At 72.1% G+C, this 1,696-nt stretch carries 3 protein-coding genes; all 3 read left to right on the forward strand.

Annotated features, from left to right (window positions below; all coding sequences use genetic code 11):
• Window positions 1-340: helix-turn-helix transcriptional regulator (locus L995_RS11195; protein WP_047471697.1), on the forward strand; the 340-nt coding region annotated here is incomplete at its 5' end.
• Between the two features lie 130 nt (window positions 341-470).
• A complete protein-coding gene (locus L995_RS11200; RefSeq protein WP_047471701.1) occupies window positions 471-1,055 on the forward strand; it encodes a carboxymuconolactone decarboxylase family protein in 585 nt (194 codons plus the stop codon).
• A partial coding sequence (locus L995_RS11205; RefSeq protein WP_047471703.1) for an acyl-CoA dehydrogenase family protein occupies window positions 1,045-1,696 on the forward strand: 652 nt, incomplete at its 3' end. The genes L995_RS11200 and L995_RS11205, both read left to right, overlap by 11 nt.

Genomic DNA, 1,696 nt, shown 5'->3' on the forward strand with positions numbered 1-1,696 from the left:
CTGGAGCCTGCTGCGCCGGCCGGGCTTTGCGCCGCTGGTGGCCGAGCTGCTGCGCGAGCCGGCCCGCAACTGGAGCGTGGCCGACATGGCCGCGCGCGTGTGCCTGTCGCGCGCCACGTTCTTTCGGCAGTTCGCCGAGGCCTGCGGCCAGCCGCCCCAGCAATTCCTGCTGCTGCTGCGCATGCAGCTGGCCGCGCGCCGGCTGGCCCAGGGCGAGGCGATAGGCCAGGTGGCCGAGGCCGTGGGCTACGAGTCCTACGCGGCTTTCTCGCGCGCCTTCAAGCGCGTGATGGGCGAGCAGCCCGGCGCCTGGCAGCGCGCGCAGGCACGCTGCTGCTGAGCCGCCATCCGGGCCCGGGGCATCTGCCTGCGGGTTGACACGTTCGGGCATAAATCCGCGACGCGGCGGCATTGATGGCAAGGGGGGCGCGGCCGATCATGAAGGCATTCCTTCATTCCTGCAAAGCACCATGGCACGCCTGACCCTGCACACCCCGCAAACCGCCCCTGAAGCCAGCCGCCCCTTCGTGGAGCGCGCCCTGGCCGGCAACGGATTCCTGCCCAACCTGATCGCCATCCTGGCCAACTCGCCCCAGGCGCTGGAGACCTATGTGACCGTGGGCCAGATCAACGCGCGCGCCCAGCTCACGCTGGCCGAGCGCGAGGTGGTGCAGATCACGGCGGCGCGCATCCATGGCTGCGACTTCTGCGTGGCCGGCCACACCAAGCTGGCCTTCAAGCAGGCCGGCCTGACCCAGGCCGAGGTGGTGGCGCTGCAGGACGGCCGGGACACGGGCCAGCCCCGCCTGGACGCCGTGCGCCGCTTTGCCGAAGCCGTGATCGCCACGCGCGGCGCCGTCGCCGACGAGGCCCTGGCCGCCTTCCATGCGGCCGGCTTCAGCGAGCAGCAGGCGCTGGAGGTGGTGCTGGGCATCAGCCTGGCCACGCTGTGCAACTTTGCCAACAGCCTGGCGCAAAGCCCCGTCAACCCGCAGCTGCAGCCCTATCTGCCCGAACAGTTCCGACAACCGCAGGAGAGCGCACATGCTGGCTGATTCGCTGCGGCAGTGGCTGGACGCCCATGCCGACTCCCTGGACGAAGGCCCTGCGCATGCGCACGAAGTGCTGCCCCGGCTGGCGCAGCACGGCCTGTTCGGCCTGGGCGTGCCCGTGGCCGAGGGCGGGCAGGGCGGCAGCCTGGGCGATGCGCTGGAGGCCATTGCCGGTGTGGCCGGGCATTCGCTGACGGCGGGCTTCGTGTTCTGGGCGCAGCGCGCCTTTGTCGAATACCTGCTGCAGTCGCCCAACGCGGCGCTGCGCCAGCGCTGGCTGCCGGGCCTGCTGCAGGGCACGCAGGCGGGCGCCACGGGCCTGTCCAACGCCATGAAGTACCTGGGCGGCATCGAGGCCCTGCAGGTCGAGGCCACGCCCGTCGGCTCCGGCAACGCCGACGGCCTTGCACTGCGCGGGCGCGTGCCCTGGGCCACCAACCTGGTGCCGCCGGGTCGCTTCGTGGTGGCCGTTGCCGTCTCGCGCAGCGACGGTGCAAAGCCCTTCGTGGCCGCGCTGCCCGGCGATGCGGCGGGCCTGCAGCGCAGCGCCGACCTGGACCTGATCGCGCTGCGCGGCAGCCATACGGCGGCGCTGTCCATCGAGGGGCTGCAGATCGGTCCGGCCGATGTGATCCATGACGCGG

The organism is Delftia sp. ZNC0008 (genome assembly GCF_000799035.1).
In the GTDB taxonomy this organism is placed as follows: Bacteria; Pseudomonadota; Gammaproteobacteria; order Burkholderiales; family Burkholderiaceae_C; genus Comamonas; species Comamonas tsuruhatensis.

Coding starts and splice junctions, on each gene's coding strand:
- L995_RS11200 (WP_047471701.1), top strand. CDS start 471: ATGGCACGCCTGACCCTGCACACCCCGCAAACCGCCCCTGAAGCCAGC.